A 23,830-nucleotide genomic window follows, 5' to 3' on the forward strand; every position below is an offset into this window, starting at 1 on the left:
TGGACAATGCCGATAAGAAATTGGAAATCGGCCTTGAATCGATTTATGATCGAATTCGAAGACCGATTAAAAGATGTTATTTAAAACTGGCAGTTACACAAAATGTGTTACAGGGTCTTCAAAAAAGACCACTTAGTTAAGCGGATTGGTATTACTTGTCTATCTGCCTGCTATTTTCCTGTCTTTCTACATTACTCTTACAAGGCTGATGTAGCTTTTGTAGACCATAACGATATGTATGCATAACCCAAACTTTGATACTCAATCTAAAGTTAAAAACATCAAAAACAGCATGCCTTATTATTTTCGAAACCTTGCTTTGGCTGTTCACTATTCACAAGTAAGCCATTTATTGCTATGAAAAAATTCAAATCCTCTAAGCGTTCGTCTGATGCTATTTCACGCTAGTGGAGTTAAGTGATGGAAACTACATGCTGTTTGCAGGGGGGCTTTTAGGGGGAGAGCGGTTTGTTATTTGACTCGCCCTATCGAATTGTCGCTAAAATTAGATGGTTTGATAACTCGTGGGCTGAATTAGGTTATCAATATTTTACAGGACACTAAGTTGGCGAACGAAAATAAGGAGTAGTGCTTTTCTTCGCACAACTCCTTCATGGCTAGATGAATACATGTTCAAGTAACGTTAATTTGCCTGAGCTCGTATCGACTTGACACTCAATGCCCAAAGGTAAAATAACTTGCGGATCAGTATGGCCAAAATCTAGATTAGCGATGATGGCAAGCTGCTCGTTACCAAATTCCTCTTTAACAACGCTGATTATCGTATCTTCCAGTTGTTTTTGTTCCTCTTCGCTATAGTCTCGTGGCCTGCCAATGAGCAAGGCACTGAGCTTATCAAACACGCCCATCACACCATAATTGCGTAACCAGTAACGCACATAGTCAATTGAAGGTTTCTCTTGGGAGGTTTCCAAAAAGAGTATTTTATTTTGCCAAAAGTCAGCGCTCGGCCAGTACTGAGTGCCTTTGAGCATTTCTAGGACTTCAATACACCCCCCAAACAATCTGCCTGTTACTGGTTTGTTACCTTGTAACACTTGAGGGCCTCTGCTTTTTAGTAGCTCGGAGCGCTTTCCCGTATTTTCACTATCAGTCCAATCTGGGTAACCGTGGCTATATAAATCAAATGTAGGTAGCTGTTGTATATTTGGATTACATGTTAAAAAGCGGCGAATATAATTTTGATACTCACTATCAAAGTTATGCAATTGAGCAAAGCCCGCCATCACAGAAGGGCCATTAAACGTGACTAACCCTGCTTGGTTTAGTGTGGTTGTGATGCTGGTGGTATCCGAAAAGCCCATAAATAACTTAGGGTTTTTCTTTATGTTCTCAATATCAAGATATTTGAGTATGCGGGCTGAGTCTGAACCACCAATAGTGGCTATGATGCCATCAACTTCAGGATTTTTAAATGCAGCGTTAATATCATCAGAGCGCAACTTGGGGTTTTGAAATAGTGCTTTATCGTCCATCGTGGCACTTGGATATTCTATGATGTTAAAGCCAAGTGCTTTGAGATTTTGTAAACCTTTTTGGTATATGTGTGGAAATTCCGAAGGTCCTCCCCATGAGGGGGAGACGATGGCGAGTGTGCTTTTTTCACTTAGACAGCTAGGTTTTATCATAGCTATATATCCTTTATAGTTAATGACTTGAAGGTTATCAGCTAGTTCTTTTTAAGACAATGAGCTAAATGGTTAAGCTAGTCTATGAGGAGGAATATCTGCTTTAACAAGTCGGCTATTTTCTAAGTGTAATGTGCCTTGATAAACACTCTCTCCATCAGAGCTAAATTCAAAGGTAAATTGGCTTTTTATTCCTGGCTTGCCGTTTCTTAGAATGCCGAGACGACGTCTTTCACAGGCAACGCTTATAAGCTGTACTTGCAGCCTATCTGCTTGGTGTTGGGCATGATCTTTGGCTGCTTCAGCCGCTTGTCTGCTTGTCCAAAACAGCGCAATGATCGCACCTAAAATAATAAAAAGCCAAAGTGTTGCCATTTACGAAAATAACCTACCAATTGCGCGTGATAGTTCATCACTGCGGTTTTCTGCTCTTAGAATAGCTAAAACATGTGGGCGAAGTGTTGGAATTGCAACTAAATCTGCAAAAATACTGGCAAATAACCCCTCTATTTGCTGATTTTTTGCTGCACAATCCAAAAATTTAAATAGTAGTTCTGGGTCAATAAATACTTCCCAACAACGGCCCGCTAAAGTGAGTAATATGTCAGCTTCTAAGCGATACTCACTGTTTAGTAATAGATCTACACTTTGTGCTACCAAGCCTTTAGCTTTGCTGCCCGAAAGAGCTCTTAAATTACAAATTAGCTCGCTCAGGTTTTGTTGCTCGATACAGGTTTTTATCGCACTTTGTAGCTGCTCTGAAAAGACGGTATTTATTTCAATATGTTCGAGCATAGCACTGAGTGGCTGCTTCACCTCAAGGGGAAGTGAAGGCCAACTTTTTTGCAGGTTTGCATTGTTTTGTCCATGATCTAAGCGAAAAGCAAAATCTGCAATGCCTTGTACCGCCATACTTTGCCATGCATCTTGTGGTAATTTGCCTGCAAAATACAGCTCACTATATTCGTAGTATTGTGAGGCAGGGCGGTTTAATTCCCTTTTTAATAGTGCATTAAACGCCGCGAGCTTATTTGCGTTAGGCGTAAAAACATAAGGATTATTATCAAGCTTTCCATCCGCTTGTTCACCCGTTAGTTCAGTTCCTAGCGCCTCTAGTACCATGCTGACAAAGTGATCTCGACTGGCTACAACGAGTTTGCTTTGTTCATCCAAAGGTAGTTTTAAAAACCAAACATATGGGTCAACAGTTGCGTGGTTATCCCAAAATTGAATAGCAACCAGAGCGTGTCCCGCTAGAGGAAATGGATAAGGCACTTGAGCGGCTTCAATTTGCGCAAATTGTTGCTTGTCTATTTTGGTAATTCTTCTGCCAATGTCATATACCCGCCATTGTGTGCCTGCGGCACTCAAAAGTTCGCCTAAAGTAGAAATTTGCGCTGTCATGATTCACTCACTTGATTATTTTGGGTGACGATTATACCCATAATTATGCTTGCTGATAAGCAAGCTCTGTGTAAAGGCGGGTTATTTGGGTATAATTGCCGCATATACGAACGCAAGAGTTTTAGTCGTGCAAGTTAACCTACATCAACATATTCATATGCTGCTAGAGAATTTAGAGCAAGCATTGGCTAGTGCAAAGCTATGGCAAATGACACCGATAGATCCGCAATTATTACAATCAACACAGCCTTTTTGCTGTGACACGCTGCAATTTGAGCAATGGTTACAGTTTGTGTTTATACCTAAAATGCTGGCTTTAATTGCGCAAGATTTACCTCTACCTTCAAATATTGCATTAACACCCATGGCGCAAATGACTTTGCGCGACCAAGCAAATTATAAGGTAATCCTGAGAGTTTTAGAGAGCATTGATAACAGCTTATCTAAAGGTGACATATGCTAGAGATTGTCTATCAGGATGAAAATTATGTGGCGATTAATAAGCCGTCGGGTTTACTGGTGCATCGCTCTTTTTTAGACAAAAGAGAAACCCAATTTGCCATGCAAATGCTCAGAGATCAGCTTGGCCAACACGTATTTCCCGTGCATCGATTGGATAGGCCAACATCAGGTGTTTTACTATTTGCTTTAAGCTCTGAAGCTGCACGAGATATGAACCAAGTGTTTATTGATGGCAACATTGAAAAGCGCTATCTTGCCCTGGTCAGAGGCTTTGCGCCCGAGTCGGTGTTTTTAGACAAGCCTCTCAAAGAAGAGTTAGACAAAATTGCAGACAAATTTGCTAATCAAGATAAAGCGCCACAAGAGGCGCAAACTCAGTTTAATTGTTTATACCAAGCAAGTTTACCTATTCCTTTTGGCAAGTACCCAAGCATTCGCTACAGCTTAGTCGAGTGCTTTCCAAAAACGGGTCGAAAGCATCAAATCCGCAGGCACTTAAAGCATTTGTCTTATCCAATAATTGGTGATGTAAACCATGGTGATAATAAGCATAACCACTTCTTTTTTGAACATTTCTCACTGCAAAGGTTAATGCTGTTTGCAACTTCACTGAAGTTTGTTCATCCTTACAGCAAAGAGACAATAACGATTAAAGCCCGCCTTGGAGAGCAAATGTTATCTATTTGCGAACAATTAGGCTGGCCTACGACAGAAAAGGATTATGAATAATGGCGTCAGTATCAATATTTGTGGGCAGTATGTATGGCAATGCCGATAACTTAGCGGCAGAAGTAAAAAATAAGCTAATTAGTCTTGGTCATGATGCAACTGTTTTTGAGGATGGAAATATTGAGCAACTAAAAAGTGCGGATAACGTGCTTTTTATAACCTCAACAACGGGCTCGGGAGATTTACCGGACAACATCCAACCTTTGTTTCAACAAATGCAAAGTCAATTTCCGATGCTAACCAGTAAAAAGGTGGGAGTTATTGGATTAGGTGATAGCAGTTATGGTGAAACATTTTGCGGTGCGGGTCAACAAGTCGATGCGTTAGTAAAAGAGTTAAATGCTACGATACCTGTTGAACGACTAGATATCGATGCCTGTGAGCACTTTGAGCCATGGGAACCAGCCGCTCCATGGCTTATGCTTTGGGCTGCACAACTATAATAAAAAAAGCGCCAATTTGGCGCTTTTTTTATGAACTTTTTACATCCACTTTAAGTTTTAGTTTTTGCCCAGGATAAAGGTATTTCTGGCCTTGTAAATCATTCCATTGAACGATTTCTTTGATAGTCAGGTTAAACTTTGAGGCAATTCTCGCTAACGAGTCACCACGCCTTACTTTGTAAGTAATAGTGCGGTTGCTCGTATTACTTACTACTTGCTCATTTTGCGCTTGTTGGTAGACAGTTAATTTTTGTCCTAGTCGTAAAATAGAGCTAGGTCTTAGTTTATTCCAGCTTGCAAGTTGCTTGATAGTGACATCATATTCGCGGCTAATATCCCACAACGTATCACCATTGGTCACAACATGGATCTTTTTAGCGCGCTGTGTTTTTGCAATCGAGTTTCTAACGCTAGCGGGTAAATGCTCGCTTTTTAACTCCCCATCACTGATAGGCACCAGCAAGTTTTGACCAACTCGAATGATGTGTGAGTCTAGTTTATTCAATGATTGAATGGCACTGGCACTAGTAGAAAACTTTGCCGCGATCACCGATAGCGTATCGCCCTTTTTAACGGCGTAATGTTGCCAACGCAGACGGTCTTTAATGTCAGTAGCAGCAAGCCTTTCTTTAAAAGTGTCTACTTTGTCCGCCGGTAAGAGTAGCGAATGAGGGCCATTAGGGTCACTTGCCCAGCGGTTAAATGCTGGGTTTAATCTATAAAGTTCCGTAAGAGAAATATCTGCCATTTCTGCTGCGAGTGCTAAATCAATTTGAGAGCCTATATCAACAGATTCAACCACTTGCGCATTGATTATTTTCTTCCAGCTGACGTTAAACTCTTCTTGTCGCTTTAACAAATCAGACAGGGCTAACAATTTTGGTACATAGGCTGTGGTTTCGCTGGGTAAATCTAAAGACCAAAAGTCCGTTGGAAGATGCTTTTTACGGTTTTTTCTAATGGCATTTAACAGTCGCCCCTCACCAGAGTTATAGGCAGCAATGGCATTAAGCCAGTCGCCTTCAAGTGTTTTGTGCAGGTAACTAAGATAGTCAAGGGCTGCTCGAGTTGATTGCACAATATCTCTTCGGCCGTCATACCACCAGTTTTGCTTAAGGTTAAATCTTTCTCCAGTTTTTGGCATAAATTGCCAAATGCCAGATGCGCTACGGTGAGAGTAACCAAATGGGTCAAAGGCGCTTTCTACAATAGGCAAAAGCGCTATTTCAATGGGCATTTGGCGCTTTTCAACCTCTTCAACGATGAAGTATAAATAGGGTTCAGCTCGTTTGGAAATACGGTCTAAATAGGCTTGATGGCGCTGATAGTAGTTACGCTCAGCAACCACAGGGCGATTCTGCGGAACGTCTATCGAAAGTTGATAGCGAATGCGCTCCCATACGTCATCAAAAACAGGAGGTGGCTCATCGACTTCCATGGGGTCTTGGCTTGCATTGAGTAAGGTATCGCTGATCTCTGCAGGGCTCGCGCTGTTAAGTTGCGATGCGGTCAATTCTGTTGATTTATCAAAATCAGAAATGCTTTGACAACCGCTTAACAAAGCCATCAAAACGAGGGAAATAGACAATTTATTCATAGACAATTTTCTGTTACTCGAGCAAAAACCCGCCAATACTACCTGTTAAGTACATATATTAAAAGTGATTAGTATAGCCTAGTGACTAGAAGTTATTTTTCCAAGCCCTAAGTGCACGAAACACTTTCCAAGGTTCAGATAGGTCATCACTTAGCTGATGTGGGATGTTTGCTTTTGCTTGTTCCAAAGTTGCACGTAAAAAGGGGTTAACTGCTCTTTCCTTGGCAAACGTACTTGGTAGTGTAGGTGTGCATTTACTTACTTGTTGCTCTGCCCATTTTTTATAGTCTTGAATATCACTATTATCAGGCTCGGCGGCGCTGGCGAATGCTAAGTTTGCTAATGTGTACTCATGGGTGCAGTACATCAATGTATCATCGTGTACCTCATTAAACTTACAAAGTGAGTGCCACATTTGTTCAGCACTGCCTTCCATCAAGCGCCCACAACCAGCACTAAAAATCGTATCTCCTGTAAAGCAAAACGTATCACTTAAGTAACAAATATGGTCAAGAGTATGTCCTGGGGTTTCAATAACACGAAGTTGTACGTCCAGCACATTAATTTGGTCACCTTCTATTAACGGATGAGTGATCCCAACAAAAGGCGAGTTGCTAGGGCCATACACGGCTATTGTCGGCGCAGATTTTAGTAATGTTGCTATGCCGCTGGTGTGATCCCAGTGGTGGTGGGTAACTAAAATCCCTTTTAAGATAGCTTGTTTTTGATTGAGGTAAGCGATTACAGGGTCAGCTTGTCCTGGGTCGACAACCCAAACATGGTTGTTTTCGGTATCGCGCATAGCCCAAATATAATTGTCAGTAAAAGCTTTGATAGGCTCGACTTGCACCATAGTAAATTGCTCTATAAAGTGAGTGTTAGCATTAGTATAACGAGCAAACTTGATGAAACCAGCCTTAAGTTTTCAACAGGGCCCAAAGCCTCTTGAATGGCAAGACTTCCCACATGGGGACTATCTACGCATTGGGATCGAAAGAAGAGTAGGCAAATGGCTACCGAGAATGTTTGGGTATCATATGCTTAAATTAGGCAGCCTCAGTGGGCAGATTGATACATCTAAAAGCACTATTAAACATCAAGTCTGTGTTTCACCTCATGCATTAGGGCATGTTGGCGTAGTAGCTGAAATTGATGAGTTACCCTTCTCAGAGCACAGTGTCGATGTATGTATATTAAGCCAAAGCCTTGAATACCATTCTGATCCTCACCACATTTTGCGCGAAGCCCATCGTACCTTAATACCGGGTGGATATATTGTTATTAGCGGGTTTAACCCTTTTAGCTTGTGCGGGTTGGCGAGCGTATTGCCGTTTAGTCGAGAAAAGCTCCCTTGGTCAGGGCGTTTTTTTACGCCTTCTCGAGTGAAGGATTGGTTAGATTTACTGGGCTTTGAAATCTTAGCTGATGAGCGTTTTATCCATTCATCTTTGGCAAGGGGCAGTCGGTTGTCGCGTTTTGCACCTTGGAGACGCTTCTGTCGACATTATTTAAAGCCAATGGGGAGTTGTTATTTATTGGTTGCTCGAAAACGTGTTGCGCCATTGACTCCCATTAAACCCAAATGGCATGCAAGACCTAAATGGGCGCCAGCGGTAAAAAATGCGCGCTTATCACAAACGCGCTCTACGACTAATAAATCATAGTTTATGCTTGGTAGCCTTCATCGATCTCAAGCACACTCGATGAGGCTGCTTCACGCGCTAAGTCATCTACTAGCTCATTGTATTTATTGCCACTATGGCCCTTTACCCAGCGCCATTCGATTGTGTGACGCTGACACGCTGCGTCTAATCTTTTCCACAGATCTACATTTTTAACCGGTGCTCTGGATGCTGTTTTCCAGTTGCGTTTTTTCCAGTTATCCAGCCATGACTCAATCCCTTGCTTGACGTACTGGCTATCTGTGTACAAGATGATGTGACACGGTCTTTTGAGCGTTTCAAGTGCCACTATGGCAGCTAACATTTCCATTCGGTTATTGGTTGTCAAGGAATAGCCTTGAGACAATTGTTTTTCATGGCCCTGATAACACATATATACGCCATAGCCACCGGGCCCTGGATTGCCAAGACAAGAGCCATCGGTATAAATCTCTACTGTTTTTTGCACGAATAGACCTGTTTTTATGTAGAATGTAACTAATAATGGTTAACCATAACAAAGTTGGGCGTCAGACGATATGTTAAAAAGGCAAATAGTCCTAGATACAGAAACGACGGGGATTGATCCAAAAGCAGGGCACCGGATCATTGAGATAGGCTGTGTAGAATTAATCAACCGCCGTTTAACTGGCAATAACTTCCATGTTTATATCAATCCTCAGCGTGAGATAGAAGAAGAAGCGATTGATGTTCACGGTATCACGAATGAGTTTTTGCGCGGCAAGCCTTTGTTTAGCCAAATAGCACAAGAGTTCTTTGACTACATAAAGGGTGCAGAACTGGTTATTCATAACGCACCGTTCGATGTGGGGTTCATGGACAATGAATTTGCTATGCTTAATCACGGATTTCCAGCAACACACGAGTACTGCCAAGTATTAGATACACTGGTAATGGCGCGTAATTTGCACCCAGGTCAAAAGAATAACCTTGATGCGCTTTGCCGACGCTATGATATCGATAACTCTAAGCGTACTTTGCATGGCGCTTTGCTGGATTCTGAGATCTTAGCCGACGTTTATCTGGGTATGACAGGAGGTCAAGTTAAACTGAATTTAGCATCTGGCAATGAGTCAAATGAGCAAGATGATGGCAGTAATATCCGTCGGTTATCATCAAATCGACCAAAACTAAGAGTAGTTTGTGCGTCAGCTGAAGAGCTACAGGCCCATGAAGCTAGATTGCAAGTGGTTAATAAAGACGGTAACACGTTGTGGCAAAAGTAACGAGGTAGCAAGATATGAAGCGGTTTTGGCTTGGGCTCATGATGATGTTAACGACTTGCTCTATGGCGGCTCCCTTGGTCACTGTTTTAGAGCGTGATGGTGTCTCAAATGAAGTGCCGCTGTTAGATAACCGCTTTAGAATTGACCATAAAGTTGACAAAATATCGTTACTTTTTTTTCGCAAACCCGGCTCTCCAGCAGTTGTTTTAGTGCAACCCGATGGTAGTAAGATCTACGCTACACAGGCGCTGCGCGACGATACGTTGCAGTGGTATGATGAAGTCAGCTTTGACTTAATAGTAATAAGCAACCCCACTCCTGGTCCTTGGCAGGTGATCGGTAATATTCAGCCAGATAGTCGAGTTATGGTCATTGGTGATATAGAGCTTAAGGTTGAGCCTCTACCACCGCTGATTTTTAGAGGCGAAACGCTGAAAGTGACTGGCAGAGTAACCAATGACGGTGAGCCTATTGATGTAGGCTATTTTCGAGAAGTTGTTACCTTAGTCGTTGACTTTGTGAGCACGAATAATGATGCCTATGACAATTTTGGTGCGGGTACCCAAAGCGTTACCGAGTTTAAAGACGATGGTCGAGAGTTTGATGAACGTCCTATGGATGGTATTTTTACTGGAGAGTTCAAATTAACTTTTCCTGCAGGGGAGTGGCGTCCTGAGTTTCATATTGAAACGCCCTTAATGAAACGCAAAGTTGTGGCAAAACCAATCATTATTGCTGAGCCTCCGTTTAATTACGAATTGAACATTTCTGAGAGTGACGAGTTTGATCACGAATTAACTATCAAAATTGATAACCAAACGGTCAAGCCTGAGTCTGTGATTTTTCAGGGGAAGATTTTTTACCCAAATGGTGAAGAGCAGCCATTTACCATTAACCCAAAAGAGCGCTTATACAGAACGCTACCAATAAAAAATTATGACTGGGGTAGATATAGTGTAGAAATTTCGGCGTTTGGTGAAAATATCAACGGACGTGAATTTATGGCTACTTTGCCCATATATAAATTTGAAATTGAGCGTCCAATTGAGAAAGTACCAGAGTTGGCAATGCCCATCCAAACGGTGTTAATTCCAGAGCCTGAACCAGAGCCTGAGGTAAACACCACTATGGTGGTGAGTATTATTGTGGTTGGGAATTTATTCGTTCTGCTAATTGGTTGGCTTGCTTTTAGAGTGGTGGTGCAAAATAAGCCAATAAAACTGAATATTAAGCTGCCTTTTTTCAAAGCAAAAGAAAAAGCGACTGAAGAAAGAAAACCTGAACAACAAAAGCCTGATGAAAATGGCTCAAAAAATGATAAATCAGGTGATATTTTGAACCTTTCGATGACAGATGACTAAAAAAGCGGGTTATTTTCAAAAAAACTGTTGACTCTCATGGGGTCGATTCGTATTATTCACGCCGCTGTCAGGGAGCACTCTGATAGCACGAATAATGTGGAGTGGTAGTTCAGTTGGTTAGAATACCGGCCTGTCACGCCGGGGGTCGCGGGTTCGAGTCCCGTCCACTCCGCCAATTATTCAACAATTTGTAAGTAGTGCTGGAGTGGTAGTTCAGTTGGTTAGAATACCGGCCTGTCACGCCGGGGGTCGCGGGTTCGAGTCCCGTCCACTCCGCCAAATCTTACATCGTGCTAAAAGCACATATTCCTTACGTGGAGTGGTAGTTCAGTTGGTTAGAATACCGGCCTGTCACGCCGGGGGTCGCGGGTTCGAGTCCCGTCCACTCCGCCAATAGGAAAACAATAGATTAAAACACACCGTGGAGTGGTAGTTCAGTTGGTTAGAATACCGGCCTGTCACGCCGGGGGTCGCGGGTTCGAGTCCCGTCCACTCCGCCAATGTTTTAGTCGCCCTTATTTGCTCAGTGGAGTGGTAGTTCAGTTGGTTAGAATACCGGCCTGTCACGCCGGGGGTCGCGGGTTCGAGTCCCGTCCACTCCGCCAATGCAAATAACAAAATGATATCTCTGCGGAGTGGTAGTTCAGTTGGTTAGAATACCGGCCTGTCACGCCGGGGGTCGCGGGTTCGAGTCCCGTCCACTCCGCCATTCGATATCAAAGAGGATGCTCTATAAACACATACCACTGCGGAGTGGTAGTTCAGTTGGTTAGAATACCGGCCTGTCACGCCGGGGGTCGCGGGTTCGAGTCCCGTCCACTCCGCCACCTCATGAATACTTTCTAAGTTAAAATCCTTTCATTATTTACATATTTATTTTTAGTGTTTTTAAAACTTAACTATCTATTTTTATTCAGTAAAACTCGACATAGTTTGTAACGAAAAAGCGCTCAAAATCCATTTCTAAACTGATAAACTTCCAAAAAAAGGAAGTTTAAATGATAGAAATCAAAAATCTCAATAAGCAGTTTGCCAATAAGCAAGTGTTTCACAAATACCATAATCAGTTTTCCCATCGTAAGACCTGTGTCACGGGCGCAAATGGTTTAGGTAAAACAACCTTATTCACACTCATTGCAGGGTTAGACCCTCATTTTTCGGGTGAAATCTTACTATCAGGCCAGTGTGTAAAGAGCTTACAAGCACAAGTCGCACTAGCTTCAGACAAAGTGATATTCCCTGAATTTTTAACCGCACAGCAAATCCTATCGATGGCTAGTCATGCTTGGCGGTGTGAGTTGCCCCTATCTTTTGCACAGCAGCTAGGGTTTACGCCTTTTTTGGATACTCGTGTTGGTGATTTATCTTCAGGAAATAATAAGAAGCTACAACTTCTGAACGCAATTATGCGCCGCACTGAATACCTTATTTTAGACGAGCCAAGTGCCGCGCTTGATAAGCACGGTGTTGATGTGATCTGTCAGTGGTTAAGTGATTTTCAAGGGCATGTTTTGATAAGCAGTCATGAACCTGAACCATTTTTGGATGTAGGCTTTGTTTTACAGCCGTTATTTCGCTAAATGTAGGTACTCTTATGAACTATTTTCAGTATCGCGTTCATGCATATCGATATGCTCTCAGGGAGCTTGGTAGGCAGATACGGCAGTTTGCCTTGATGATTTCTACTTTGTTTTATATTTTTCTGCCAGGTCTTATCAGCGCTTTGTTTTTTGGCCTTGGTCGAATTGTACAAAATGACTCAATGCAAGCTGCAAACAACGTGATCTGGGGCTACCTTTTATTGCAAACTTTGCTCCTGAGCGTATTAAAACCCATTGTTTTGGACTCAGCGCACAGACGTTTCCATCTTTCTTTGCTACCAAACAAGCGTAAACAGCACCTTGCTGATATAACGCTAGTGCTTTGGAGTCACGTGCCGTTATGGATGTCTCTAGTCTTAGCCATCAGTATGGGGATGGAAAAGGTTACAAGAGCGCCACATTTAATCTTATTCATCGCCACACAGGTTAGTTTTGCCATTGCGCTGTTTTATCGGCAGCAGGGTGTTGTCTATGCTTTAGTCTTTGCACTGGCGCTACAGATGCCGGCTACGGTTTATTTAATTAGCATTAACATGGCATTGTTACTGGCCTGTTTTATTAAGCCCGTGAGTTTCACTTACCAGCCAAAAAAAATGTGCACTTGGGTATTTTGGCTGTTATATGGGGTGAGTCATGTTTGGTCTTTAACATGGCGATTTTCGGTTAGCTTTTTGTTTATTTGGGGAGCGTTTGTTATAGGCCATGAAAGGCCCGAGCTATTGCATTGGTACACGCCGATGATTTCCTCAATAGCGCTGTTGCTGTGGGGGAGTTTATGTTTGAAAACTGCCAAGTACCTTAAAGAACATCGCTTGTTTTGGCTAAGCATTCAACAATATGATAGGGCGGTGACAACTCAACATATATTAATTTTTTGCTTATACCTACTTTGTTGGCTCATCTCTGTAATATTGCTCAATTTTGACATGTATGTATTGATAACGCTGTTTTTTGCGCCATTTATACAGTGGTGCGCCGCTAATAAACCAAAACATCTAGCGATATGTTGGGGTGTGCTTGTTATGGCCTTATACTTACTCAAGGTATTGGCTTAATAATAAAAAAGCCAGCTAAAAGCTGGCTTTGACTCATCAAACGAATGTAAGGGAATTAAGCTGCGCTAGCCCCTTTTTTGGCGCTTTGCTTTGTCGCCGCTTGACCTGCCATTAGTTCACTGGGGTCAAAATCATCGACATTAATAACCGCTAGACGTTTAGCTTCAACTGCGCTGAGTTTTGCCGCTTCATCTTCATTTAAAATGCCTGCATCTAAGCCCATTTGCGCCACTTTATCAAGTTGCATAAATGGTAACTTTTGACCTTTACCACGACAAACTTTGTCAAACAGTGGTTCTACTTCAAGAATGTCTCGCAGTGTTTGCTCTTGCTTACCTAAAATGTTTAAAGGCTCATCTTTTAGATAAATGTGTGCAGACAAACGTTCGCGAGATTCGTTCGGTGTTTGCAGCAAGTGAGCAATTTTGTGCTCAAGCTCATCAGTTGGTTTACGAACTGGGCGGCCAAATGGGAATAGCAATACTTTCAACATGCCACGTAGTACTGCGGATGGCATATTGTTAATTAAGTCTGCTAAGGCGCGTTGACAAAGATATAGGTGTTCTTGGCAGCTCCATTGCACGAATGGTAGGTCTTCTTTTTTGCGACCCTCGTCGTTGTAACGCTTAAGCGTTGCTGACACTAAATATAGATAACTTAATAAATCACCTAAACGTGCAGAAATTCGCTCCTTACGTTTGAGTGAGCCACCAAATACCGCCATGCAAATGTCAGACATAAGCGCTAATGAAGCACTGTAGCGGCTTGCATTACGGTAAAACACTGCTGTTTCATCGTTGTAAGGAACTTTAATGAAACGCGCGCCAGTTAGGGCCAACCATTTAGTTCTAACTAGGTTTGAAATCGTGAAACCGATATGACCCATTAATGAAGTATCGAAGCTTTCTAACGCAGCTTGCTTGTCTTCCATGTTGACTGCATTGAGCTCAGCAAGAACGAATGGATGACAGCGAATGGCACCTTGACCGTAGATGATCATGTTACGGGTTAAGATGTTTGCCCCTTCAACCGTAATAGCAATTGGCGCACCTTGATAGCCTCGGCCTAAATAGTTATTAGGGCCCAAGCATATGCCTTTACCACCATGAATATCCATTGCATGCATCGTTGAGGCACGCATTTGTTCGGTAAGATGGTATTTCAATATTGCTGATACAACAGATGGTTTTTCACCTGAGTCAACAGCTCCGGTAGACATGCTTACCGCAGCGTCTGTGCTATAGGCATAACCGCCAAGCTTAGCTAAAGACTCTTCAATACCTTCCATTTTACCAATAGGTAGTTTGAACTGGCGACGAATACGGCTGTATGCACCACTTGCTAATGCCAGTGACTTAATACCGCCAGTTGAATTCGAAGGCAGTGTGATCACTCGGCCAACAGATAAGCACTCAACCAACATGCGCCAGCCTTGTCCAGCCATTTTTGGTCCACCGATAATGTAATCGATAGGCACAAAAATATCTTCACCCTGCGTAGGACCATTTTGGAATGGCACGTTTAGCGGGAAGTGACGACGACCTATTTTAACGCCTGGCGTGTTTGTTGGAATTAACGCACAGGTGATACCCGGCTCTTTGTTATCACCAAGTAATCCATCTGGGTCGCGTAGTTTAAAGGCTAGGCCCAGTACGGTTGCAACAGGAGCAAGCGTGATATAACGCTTATTCCATGTTAGTCGAATACCCAGCGTTTCTTTACCTTCCCATTCGCCTTTACAAACAATACCAAAATCAGGAATTGCTGACGCGTCAGAACCTGCTTCTGGAGAGGTTAGTGCAAAACAAGGAATTTCTTGGCCTTTTGCAAGCCTAGGTAGGTAATAGTCTTTTTGCTCTTGCGTACCGTAGTGCTGCAGAAGCTCACCAGGACCTAACGAATTTGGTACACCAACAATTGATGAAAGTAATGTTGATTTACTGGTCAATTTTTGTAACACGCAAGATTGGGCGTAAGCAGAAAACTCTAAACCACCATATTGCTTTTTGATGATCATGGCAAAGAATTTATTGTCTTTTAAATATTGCCAAACATCTTCAGGCAGGTCAGTTAGCTCATGAGTCGCTTTCCAATCATCTAGCATGGCGCATACTTCTTCAACAGGGCCATCTAGAAAAGCTTGCTCCTCAATGGTTAATCTAGACTGAGGATATTGGTGCAGTTTTTTCCAATCGGGATTACCACAAAAAAGGTCTGCTTCCCACCAAGTCGTTCCCGCATCAATTGCTGACTTCTCGGTTTCAGACATGGTAGGAGTGACTTTTTTAAATGCTTTAAAAAGCGGAGCAACGATATATTGTTGACGAATGTTTGTAAGGGATAAAGGCACTACAATAGCTAAAAATATTAGCCATGAAAAAGCGCCAAACGCACCAAAAAAGGTGCCTACAAGTAACGTAATAGCTGCAACACCAATGGAGGCGTTCCAGCTTGCTCTGTGATAGCTGGCTAAGCCAAGTAACGCTATCAAAGCTAAAGTGAATAAGAGTGTCATGTTGTTCTTCCTTATAAGAGGTCTGACCACCTTGACTAGACTAGCCTTTAAGGCAAATCATTTCAAGAGAAAAAACGCTCCAATTACTCTAGTAAACAAGGCTTAATTTAGTTCAGGATATTTAAAAATAGGCACAAGCCAGAAAATTCGTGTTGTAGCGGCTAATTGCCAGTATGTGTTTTTGGTGTAAATAAAAAGAAAATTATTAGGACGTTTAACGGTTGCAATTTATGTATCAATGCCTATTGTTTTAGAGGGATTAAACTTAAGGAAGGAACCTTAAATGATCAGTTCACTCGTTATGGTGTTTGTTTCACTATTTGCTACATGGATGTCGTTAAACTTATACACCCCTGCAATTTTTTTTAATCTATTTTGCTGTTTAATAAGTGCTTGGTATGGGTATCACGGTCATTTACACATGGCACTTATATTGGCTTTTTTTAATGTATTGGCAGTGTTGATGAGCCCAATTTTAATGCTACCAGAACAAACAACCACAACCTTTACCGTTTTGCTGTTACTTATGGCCATGTTTTCGGGTATTGCAGTGGGTGTTCACAAACTTAAGACAAAAGGTCAATAGCAACAAATGGCAGGGCTTTAATAAACGCCGGAACTCGCATTTTAACATGGCTTAGGTATACAATATCGGTCCCGAGCACAGTTTGGAATATTAAATGAAGATCCTGGCAGACCAGAATATGCCTTTAGTAGAAGAGTTCTTCTCTGATTTGGGTGAAGTTAGGCGTTTCGATGGTCGCAATTTGCAGGCATCATCATTACACGACGTCGACGTTTTACTTATCCGCTCAGTGACGAAAGTAAATACAGACTTGTTAGAGCATGCAAAACAGCTAAAGTTTGTTGGCACTGCAACCATTGGTATTGATCATGTAGATACTCAGCTGCTCGCTCAACGTGATATTGCATTTTCCAATGCCCCTGGTTGTAATGCAATTGCCGTTGCAGAGTATGTTATTAGCGCACTTTACGCCTATGCACAGGAAACCGATACCTGTTTGCAGGGGAAAACGCTTGGTATTGTTGGTGTTGGAAATATTGGCAATTGTTTAAAAGAGAAGCTAGCGCTCACGGGAGTCAACATCCTATTGTGCGATCCTCTTAGATATGAGCAAGGCGACTTGCCAGAGCATGTTGATATTGAAACCGTCTTGAGCACAGCTGACATACTGAGTTTTCATGTCCCTTTGGTAAAGCAAGGTGAGCACCAAACATATCACTTACTAGATGAAAGTCGCTTAAAAAAGCTTAAAGACAATACGCTGATCATTAATGCAAGCCGCGGAGATGTTATTGATAATCAAGCGTTATTGAGCGTTTTACAAAATGGCCAACGCTTAGAGTTAGTGCTTGATGTGTGGGAAAACGAGCCAAATATTTTGACAGAGTTGTTGCCATATACTCGCTTTGCCAGTGTGCATATTGCCGGGCACAGCTTAGAAGGAAAGGCGCGCGGCACCCAAATGTTATATGATGGTCTATGTGAACTTCTGGCTAAGCCAGCTAACAAACAGCTCGAAACATTTTTGCCAGTACCTGCATTGACTAAATGTAGGACGGAAAAAACACTCACTGAACAAGATTTAGGGCGTTTGGTACATCTGGTTTATGACATTCGCAGAGATGACGGGTTAATGCGAACTAATTTAGCCAGTTATGGCTTTGATAACCTCCGTAAAAATTATCCTCCGAGACGAGAATTTAGTACGCTTAATATCGAAAATATAAGCGAGCATGGGGATGTTTTAACAAAGCTAGGTTTTAACGTAATTGAAAAGAATGAGGATTGATATGTCGCAAAAATTCAATGTGGCGGTACTCGGTGCTACTGGTTTAGTGGGTCGTCAAATTATTGAAACGCTTGAAGAAAGAAAGTTTCCTGTAGACCAACTATTCGCGTTAGCGAGTAGTCGAAGCGCTGGCGAAGAAGTTGATTTTCGTGGTGAAAAGATTGAAGTTATTGATGTTGAGCAGTTTGATTTTTCTCAAGCACATATAGGTTTGTTTTCTGCAGGTGGCAGTGTGTCTGAAAAATATGCCCCCATTGCTGCTGAAGCGGGATGTGTTGTAATAGATAACACATCACACTTTAGATACGATTTTGATGTACCTTTAGTTGTTCCTGAAGTGAATGCTGCTAGCTTGGCTGACTTTCGCAATCGAAATATCATAGCAAACCCAAATTGCTCTACTATTCAAATGCTCGTAGCATTGAAGCCAATATACGATGCATATGGCATTGACCGTATCAATGTTTCGACATATCAAGCTGTATCAGGAGCTGGCAAAGAGGCGGTTGACGAACTAGCTAAGCAAACGGCTAACTTAATGAATGCTCGTCCAGTGGATAGCCAAGTTTTTAGCAAACAAATAGCGTTTAATGTCATCCCACAAATTGATGCATTTCAAGACAATGGTTATACCAAAGAAGAAATGAAAATGGTGTGGGAAACACAAAAGATTCTTGGTGATAGCAGTGTAATGGTAAACCCAACAGCAGTGCGTGTTCCTGTGTTTTTTGGTCATGCAGAAGCGGTGCATCTCGAAACCCGTATGCCATATGATATTGAACATATAAAGCAACTTCTCAATGACGCGCCGGGTGTTGAGTTAATTGAAGATGAGCAAGATTACCCTACACCAGTTAGTGATGCTAGTGGTAACGACACTGTATATGTTGGACGTTTACGTCAAGATATATCACATCCTCTTGGCTTAAACTTGTGGATTGTATCAGATAATACTCGCAAAGGTGCTGCAACTAATAGTGTACAAATTGCAGAAGAGCTTGTAGCAAATTACCTCTAAATTATCTTAACAAAGTACTGTCATGTGGCAGTACTTTGCCCCTGTTTGCCACAACAAAGGCAACAATGTCAGACATTTGACTCACCTAATCATGTAAAACAATAGAATTGTCGTCATAAGTTATTATAAGCATGTTAATTTTCAATGCGTTGCAATGGATATTCCCTGATAACTGGTTTATAGTTTGAACTTGGAATAGAGCTTGCAGTAGCACTCATTAGCAACATTTTGATGTTTAGCAAAAAATAATGTTGAACATAGTACTGAAAGGACCAACATGCGCGGTTTTGTCGTTTTTTGTATCTTTGTCTTCACATTGATCACCTTGCCAGTCAGCAGTCTAGAAGAGCCTCAAATAAAGGGGCCCAAAGGTGTTGATTATGGGCAGCAAGGTCGATCAATTGGACCAATAAAACCTTCCGATACCCTTTGGCGTATCGCTCAAAAAGTCAGGCCTGATGATTCTGTCACGATATATCAGGTGATGAGCGCGCTTTATAAAAAGAATCCTCAGGCATTTTTAGATCAAAATCTCAACCATATGCGTGATGGTGCCTACTTGAAAATCCCGACGATCGGCGAGATCCGCAAAGAAAACCCCACGTTAGCAAGGCAGCGTTCGGATCAGGATGATGAGCTGTGGGAGTTGAAAAAAAGTGGCATGCTGGATAACCAAACCATAGAAGAAGCTCAAAAAAAGGTTACGCAAGCACGCAAAATAGATGTTGAAGAAGCGCAAGATGCGCTAACCAAGCAGCTTAAATCTATTCAACTAGAGCAAGATTCTAGACTAATGGACTTGCAATCGCAGTTCCGTAATTCAGTAAAAAGTGTAGAAGAAATCTTAGTTGAAAATGATAAGCTGAAAAAACAGCTAGGAAATATCTCACAAGAGCTGCAAAGCGTTCGTGAACAACTAGGCAAAGACAGCGAAATTCAACAGCAGTTGCAATCTGTTCTCAACTTGCAAACGGCTTTGATTGAGCGCCAAGAAGCACAAAAAAAACAAGCTCAAAACAGCTTTGATATAGGCTCTGCGTTAAGTAATCCGATTGTATTAGCCTTGCTCGCAACCTTGCCTGCTCTGTTAGCAATTGGCGGGGGAATATTCTTCCTGCGTAAAAGAAAGCAAGATCAACAAAGCGACAGTGATGAAGACTTTTTGCCGCAAAAATCTGCTGCAGCAAGTGATCCTCTTGATTTAGGAATGCCCTCTGGGACACCTTCCGGTATGCCGACTGCCTTTAGCGAACCTGGTGACGAAGACAGTGTGCAGCTAGATGATGACATTTTACCTGAAGATGATGACATTATGTTTGACACTTTAGATGAAGATACGTTTGAAGAGGGGAACAGTGATCTAGATCAGGACGAGTTAGATAGTCTTCTTAATGAGGATATTGTTTTTGACGATGAAACAGATGAGACGGATATCCCTGAAGATCTAGATGACTTTTTACAGCAAAATTTTGATGAGCAGGACTCAGACGCTGGTGATGAAGTGTCGTTGGACTTAGACGGCGATACTAATGATTTATTAAGTGCTTCAGAAATAGATAGCATGCTTGATGAAGGTTCAGAGCTGAACGAAGAAGAGTTAGACGTTAGTGATGATGCGCTGGCTGCTTTAAGCGAAGAGCTAGCTGATGATCAGCAAGAAGATGATATAGATATTGATGCTCTTGTTGAAAGTAACAATAGCATGCAAGAAGCAGAAGATGATTTTGACATTGATGATTTAATTGACGAAGCCTCTGAACCAGAGCTTGACCCTGATGACATCGATAATTTACTTGAAGGGCAGCAAGCTAGCGAAGAAGACTCAGATGACTTCGACATCGATGATTTGATTGATGAAGCCTCAGAACCAGAACTTGACCCTGATGACATCGATAATTTACTTGAAGCGCAGCAGGATCGTGAAGAAGACTCAGATGATTTTGACATTGATGATTTGATCGATGAAGTATCTGAATCTGACAGTGATGACATCGACAGCTTGCTAAAAGAAGCGCAAGCGCCTGAGCAATCGCAAAGTGATGAAGATGGAGCGCTTGAAGAAGAGGCTGAGCCTGAGGTTAAACCTGAACTTGCTGATATCGACAGTTTGCTTGAAGAAGAGCCAGCCGAAGCACCTGAACAAGCACAAAACGAAGGAGATGGAGTGCTTGAGGAAGAGCCTGAGGTTGAACCTGAGCTAGATGATATCGACAGCTTGCTCGATGAAAAGCTAGATGAAGAACCTGAGCAAGTGCAAACAGAAGAAGATGGAGCGCTTGAGGAAGAGCCTGAGGTTGAACCTGAACTAGATGATATCGACAGCTTGCTTGAAGAAGAGCCAGCCGAAGCACCTGAACAAGCACAAAACGAAGAAGATGGAGTGCTTGAGGAAGAGCCTGAGGTTGAACCTGAGCTAGATGATATCGACAGCTTGCTCGATGAAGAGCTAGATGAAGAACCTGAGCAAGTGCAAACAGAAGAAGATGGAGCGCTTGAGGAAGAGCCTGAGGTTGAACCTGAACTAGATGATATCGACAGCTTGCTGGATGACGAGCCAGATGAAGAACCTGAGCAAGCACAAATTGAAGAAGACGAAGACGATGGAGCGCTTGAGGAAGAGGCTGAGCCTGAGGTTGAACCTGAACTAGATGATATCGACAGCTTGCTTGAAGAAGAGCCAGATGAAGAACCTGAGCAAGCACAAAACGAAGAAGATGGAGTGCTTGAGGAAGAGCCTGAGGTTAAACCTGAACTAGATGATATCGACAGTTTGCTTGAAGAAGAGCCTGCCGAAGCAACTGAGAAAGCACAAATTGAAGAAGATGGAGTGCTTGAGGAAGAGCCTGAGGTTGAACCTGAACTAGATGATATCGACAGTTTGCTTGAAGAAGAGCCTGCCGAAGCAACTGAGAAAGCACAAATTGAAGAAGATGGAGCGCTTGAGGAAGAGGCTGAGCCTGAACTAGATGATATCGACAGCTTGCTTGAAGAAGAGCCAGATGAAGAACCTGAGCAAGCACAAATCGAAGACGATGGAGCGCTTGAGGAAGAGCCTGAAGTCGAACCTGAACCTGAACTAGATGATATCGACAGCTTGCTTGAAGAAGAGCCAGATGAAGAACCTGAGCAAGCACAAATCGAAGACGATGGAGCGCTTGAGGAAGAGTTAAAAACTGCTGAACTCAGTGAAAGTCAGTTTGATGTATCACTTGATGATATCGAAGATGATGAGCAAATACCTGAGCGCAAAGAAGACAGTCATCTTGATATTTCTCAATTACAAAGTGTAGATGACTTGCTCAATGAGCTAGATGACGAGGAGCTTGATGATTGGGATGATGCACACGAACCGCAAGAAGAAATAGCACTTGGTGATGATCCTCTAGCAGACGATGTTGACTTGTTAGAGGAAGGTAATGAGGAAGAACTTGAGGATATCGTTGAACCCAGTATTGAGTTAGATAGCTATCCAGAGCTCGAATTGGATGATGAGACTCCTGTCGTTAGCCAAACGGAGCAAAGCTTGGCTGATGCTATGGCAGATGAAAGCTTATCTGAAAAAGAGCTTGATGAATTCGATATAGACTTGGACGAAGATGAAGATGATTTCGACCTAGAGTCATTAGCGGAGTTTGATGAAGAAGCAGCACAAGCATCTATTGAAGAAGAGCCAGAGCTTACTGGTGATATTCAAGATGATTTAGATGAGCCACTAACGAGTGAAGTGGCTGACGATGAGTCAGACGATGAAATCGACCTAGAGTTGTTAGCGGAGTTTGATGAAGAAGCAGCGCAAGCATCTATTGAGGAAGAGCCGGAGCTTACTGGTGATATTCAAGACGATTTAGATGAGCCATTAACGAATGAAGTGGCTGACGATGAGTCAGACGATAGAGTCGACCTAGAGTCATTAGCGGAGTTTGATGAAGAAGCAGCGCAAGCATCTATTGAGGAAGAGCCGGAGCTTACTGGTGATATTCAAGACGATTTAGATGAGCCATTAACGAATGAAGTGGCTGACGATGAGTCAGACGATGGAATCGACCTAGAGTCATTAGCGGAGTTTGATGAAGAAGCAGCGCAAGCATCTATTGAGGAAGAGCCTGAGCTTACTGGTGATATTCAAGACGATTTAGATGAGCCATTAACGAATGAAATGTCTGATGAAGAGTCAGACGATGAAATCGACCTAGAGTCATTAGCGGAGTTTGATGAAGAAGCAGCGCAAGCATCTATTGAAGAAGAGCCTGAGCTTACAGGTGATATTCTAGACGATTTAGATGAGCCATTAACGAATGAAATGTCTGATGAAGAGTCAGACGATGAAATCGACTTAGAGTCATTAGCTGAGTTTGATGATGAAGCAGCGCAAGCATCTATTGAAGAAGAGCCTGAGCTTACAGGTGATATTCAAGATGAACTCGATATTCCATTAGTGAACGAAGATGCTGATAGTGGCGAAACAGCATTAAATGACGAAGACCTTGAGTCATTGCCTGAGTTTGAATTAGAAACTGACGATGACGGTCCCGATGCATTTTTGTCTGAAATTAATGAGCTCAGTGATGATGAATCTTTAAGTGACTTCGAAATAGATGAAGCCGCTATAGAAGATGATTTTATGTCTGATCTTACACAATCAGACTTTGATTCTTTGCTCAATGAACTTGCTGAGCCTGAGCCAATTGAGGTAAGTGATTTAAGCGAGGTCGATGTGGACTTTGCATCGTTGCTATCAGAAGAGGACGTTGATGAGAACATCGATGGTAAAGAAGTTGAAGACAATGATGAACAATTCGTAGATATCGATGAATTGCTTGCTCAAAGCGATGACTTTGAACTAGATGAAGAACCTTACGCAGAGCCTAATATGGACGTTGGATTGGCGGATTTTAATGACATGCTTGCTGGTGAAAATACCACCGATGTAGACTTGGAAGAACAAGGGTACTCAGCAAAATTAGACTTAGCACGGGCCTACATCGAAATCGAAGATTATGATGCCGCAAATGAAGTGATTGAAGATGTTTTGAACAATGGCCCTGATGGTGTTCAGCAAGAGGCTAGTGCACTAAAAACTCAGATAAAAGGCCATGTATAGATAATAGTGTCACGAGCGTTACTGAATAGTACTTAGTTGTACTAGCTCGGTTTGGACCCTGTAACAGATTCTGTGTAACTGCCATTTAGTTGATATGTCTTTCGAGGCGTTCCTCGAATTCGATAATAAATCGACTCATCGCCTGACGCCAGTTTTGAATGGGCATTGTCCAT

19 protein-coding genes and 7 tRNA genes are annotated in these 23,830 nt (G+C 42.3%); 19 read left to right on the forward strand and 7 right to left on the reverse strand.

Annotation, left to right across the window (positions count from 1 at the left end; translation table 11 throughout):
* Window positions 1-617 precede the first annotated feature (617 nt).
* The 3 genes from HC733_RS18865 to HC733_RS18875 form a co-directional block, all read right to left on the reverse strand.
* The gene (locus HC733_RS18865) at window positions 618-1,649 is read right to left on the reverse strand and encodes a S66 family peptidase (RefSeq protein ID WP_190366553.1); all 1,032 of its coding nucleotides are present in this window, start codon (window positions 1,647-1,649) and stop codon (window positions 618-620) included.
* 72 nt (window positions 1,650-1,721) lie between these two features.
* Window positions 1,722-2,024 (reverse strand): DUF3301 domain-containing protein, encoded by a 303-nt coding sequence (locus tag HC733_RS18870; RefSeq protein WP_190366554.1) that lies wholly within the window; start codon window positions 2,022-2,024, stop codon window positions 1,722-1,724.
* Window positions 2,025-3,053 carry a DUF3549 family protein gene (locus HC733_RS18875; RefSeq protein WP_190366555.1) on the reverse strand — a complete coding sequence of 343 codons (1,029 nt, stop codon included), beginning with the start codon at window positions 3,051-3,053 and terminating at the stop codon, window positions 2,025-2,027. It abuts the gene before it with no gap.
* 85 nt (window positions 3,054-3,138) lie between these two features.
* On the opposite strand from HC733_RS18875, the gene HC733_RS18880 reads away from it, so the two are divergent.
* The 3 genes from HC733_RS18880 to HC733_RS18890 are packed head-to-tail and all read left to right on the forward strand — an operon-like array spanning window position 3,139 to window position 4,687.
* Window positions 3,139-3,516, forward strand: a complete 378-nt coding sequence (locus HC733_RS18880; RefSeq protein ID WP_342366037.1) for a YqcC family protein — start codon at window positions 3,139-3,141, stop codon at window positions 3,514-3,516.
* Window positions 3,510-4,244 (forward strand): tRNA pseudouridine(65) synthase TruC, encoded by a 735-nt coding sequence (truC, locus tag HC733_RS18885; RefSeq protein ID WP_190366556.1) that lies wholly within the window; start codon window positions 3,510-3,512, stop codon window positions 4,242-4,244. The genes HC733_RS18880 and truC overlap by 7 nt, the downstream gene beginning before the upstream one ends.
* Window positions 4,244-4,687 (forward strand): flavodoxin, encoded by a 444-nt coding sequence (locus HC733_RS18890; RefSeq protein ID WP_190366557.1) that lies wholly within the window; start codon window positions 4,244-4,246, stop codon window positions 4,685-4,687. Before truC ends, HC733_RS18890 begins: the two co-directional genes overlap by 1 nt.
* Before the next feature lie 28 nt (window positions 4,688-4,715).
* On the opposite strand, the gene HC733_RS18895 is transcribed toward HC733_RS18890, so the two are convergent.
* Window positions 4,716-6,284 carry a LysM peptidoglycan-binding domain-containing protein gene (locus HC733_RS18895; RefSeq protein ID WP_190366558.1) on the reverse strand — a complete coding sequence of 523 codons (1,569 nt, stop codon included), beginning with the start codon at window positions 6,282-6,284 and terminating at the stop codon, window positions 4,716-4,718.
* 85 nt (window positions 6,285-6,369) lie between these two features.
* Window positions 6,370-7,137, reverse strand: coding sequence for a hydroxyacylglutathione hydrolase (gloB, locus tag HC733_RS18900; RefSeq protein ID WP_190366559.1), 768 nt, complete (start codon window positions 7,135-7,137; stop codon window positions 6,370-6,372).
* 52 nt (window positions 7,138-7,189) lie between these two features.
* Here gloB and HC733_RS18905 point away from each other — a divergent pair, with 52 nt between their 5' ends.
* The gene (locus HC733_RS18905; protein WP_190366560.1) at window positions 7,190-7,948 is read left to right on the forward strand and encodes a class I SAM-dependent methyltransferase; all 759 of its coding nucleotides are present in this window, start codon (window positions 7,190-7,192) and stop codon (window positions 7,946-7,948) included.
* 1 nt (window position 7,949) lies between these two features.
* On the opposite strand, the gene rnhA is transcribed toward HC733_RS18905, so the two are convergent.
* Window positions 7,950-8,414, reverse strand: coding sequence for a ribonuclease HI (gene rnhA / locus HC733_RS18910; RefSeq protein ID WP_190366561.1), 465 nt, complete (start codon window positions 8,412-8,414; stop codon window positions 7,950-7,952).
* Window positions 8,415-8,484: 70 nt separating this feature from the next.
* Here rnhA and dnaQ point away from each other — a divergent pair, with 70 nt between their 5' ends.
* The 11 genes from dnaQ (at window position 8,485) to HC733_RS18965 (ending at window position 13,209) form a co-directional block, all read left to right on the forward strand.
* Window positions 8,485-9,192, forward strand: coding sequence for a DNA polymerase III subunit epsilon (gene dnaQ, locus HC733_RS18915; RefSeq protein WP_190366562.1), 708 nt, complete (start codon window positions 8,485-8,487; stop codon window positions 9,190-9,192).
* 14 nt (window positions 9,193-9,206) lie between these two features.
* A complete protein-coding gene (locus HC733_RS18920; protein ID WP_190366563.1) occupies window positions 9,207-10,553 on the forward strand; it encodes a TIGR03503 family protein in 1,347 nt (448 codons plus the stop codon).
* Window positions 10,554-10,651: 98 nt separating this feature from the next.
* Window positions 10,652-10,728 (forward strand) — tRNA-Asp (locus HC733_RS18925).
* Window positions 10,729-10,755: 27 nt separating this feature from the next.
* Window positions 10,756-10,832: transfer RNA gene (locus tag HC733_RS18930), tRNA-Asp, on the forward strand.
* Window positions 10,833-10,869: 37 nt separating this feature from the next.
* Window positions 10,870-10,946 (forward strand) — tRNA-Asp (locus tag HC733_RS18935).
* Window positions 10,947-10,976: 30 nt separating this feature from the next.
* Window positions 10,977-11,053, forward strand: a tRNA-Asp gene (locus HC733_RS18940).
* 28 nt (window positions 11,054-11,081) lie between these two features.
* Window positions 11,082-11,158 (forward strand) — tRNA-Asp (locus HC733_RS18945).
* A 27-nt stretch (window positions 11,159-11,185) separates the two neighbouring features.
* Window positions 11,186-11,262 (forward strand) — tRNA-Asp (locus tag HC733_RS18950).
* A 41-nt stretch (window positions 11,263-11,303) separates the two neighbouring features.
* Window positions 11,304-11,380: transfer RNA gene (locus HC733_RS18955), tRNA-Asp, on the forward strand.
* Window positions 11,381-11,551: 171 nt separating this feature from the next.
* Complete coding sequence (locus HC733_RS18960; RefSeq protein WP_190366564.1) at window positions 11,552-12,133, forward strand: ABC transporter ATP-binding protein; 582 nt, start codon at window positions 11,552-11,554, stop codon at window positions 12,131-12,133.
* 14 nt (window positions 12,134-12,147) lie between these two features.
* Window positions 12,148-13,209 carry a DUF6136 family protein gene (locus HC733_RS18965; RefSeq protein ID WP_190366565.1) on the forward strand — a complete coding sequence of 354 codons (1,062 nt, stop codon included), beginning with the start codon at window positions 12,148-12,150 and terminating at the stop codon, window positions 13,207-13,209.
* Between the two features lie 55 nt (window positions 13,210-13,264).
* On the opposite strand, the gene fadE is transcribed toward HC733_RS18965, so the two are convergent.
* A complete protein-coding gene (gene fadE, locus HC733_RS18970; protein ID WP_190366566.1) occupies window positions 13,265-15,724 on the reverse strand; it encodes an acyl-CoA dehydrogenase FadE in 2,460 nt (819 codons plus the stop codon).
* Window positions 15,725-16,007: 283 nt separating this feature from the next.
* Here fadE and HC733_RS18975 point away from each other — a divergent pair, with 283 nt between their 5' ends.
* The 4 genes from HC733_RS18975 (at window position 16,008) to HC733_RS18990 (ending at window position 23,657) form a co-directional block, all read left to right on the forward strand.
* Window positions 16,008-16,310: a DUF6419 family natural product biosynthesis protein gene (locus HC733_RS18975; RefSeq protein ID WP_190366567.1), complete on the forward strand. Its 303-nt coding sequence runs from the start codon at window positions 16,008-16,010 to the stop codon at window positions 16,308-16,310.
* A gap of 94 nt (window positions 16,311-16,404) precedes the next feature.
* On the forward strand, window positions 16,405-17,538 hold the full coding sequence (locus HC733_RS18980; protein ID WP_190366568.1) for a 4-phosphoerythronate dehydrogenase: 1,134 nt from the start codon (window positions 16,405-16,407) through the stop codon (window positions 17,536-17,538).
* Between the two features lies 1 nt (window position 17,539).
* Window positions 17,540-18,556, forward strand: a complete 1,017-nt coding sequence (locus HC733_RS18985) for an aspartate-semialdehyde dehydrogenase (RefSeq protein ID WP_190366569.1) — start codon at window positions 17,540-17,542, stop codon at window positions 18,554-18,556.
* 277 nt (window positions 18,557-18,833) lie between these two features.
* Window positions 18,834-23,657, forward strand: a complete 4,824-nt coding sequence (locus HC733_RS18990; protein ID WP_190366570.1) for a FimV/HubP family polar landmark protein — start codon at window positions 18,834-18,836, stop codon at window positions 23,655-23,657.
* Window positions 23,658-23,830 lie beyond the last annotated feature (173 nt).

Source organism: Pseudoalteromonas sp. S16_S37 (genome assembly GCF_014694405.1).
Classification (GTDB): domain Bacteria; phylum Pseudomonadota; class Gammaproteobacteria; order Enterobacterales; family Alteromonadaceae; genus Pseudoalteromonas.